Genomic DNA, 288 nt, shown 5'->3' with positions numbered 1-288 from the left:
ATACAAAGGCCTTATTTTAGAGCGCTGGTTTTGGCATTTCCTTTTTAAAAAAGGCATCAGTCATGTCTATGTGCTGACGAAAAGTAGTACAGATTACTATTTTCCTATTGTTGATTCTTTCAAAAATAGAGAGAAGATATGTGTAAAATATACGACTATCTTTTATGCAGAATTTCATCCACAGAAAAAGAAACTTTTAAATTCTATAAAATACAACATTGTGACATCTGAAAAACAAAAATTTTTTTTTCAGAACACACTAGATATACCACATACGGTAGTTCAAGA

Annotated in this window: 1 pseudogene; it reads left to right on the top strand. The window is 29.9% G+C overall.

Annotation, left to right across the window (positions count from 1 at the left end):
• A pseudogene (locus tag HC176_RS19875) lies at nucleotides 1–288 on the top strand (hypothetical protein); the annotation flags it as partial.

It is taken from the genome of Tamlana crocina, assembly GCF_012037625.1.
This window is presented reverse-complemented; position numbering and strand designations above follow the sequence as displayed.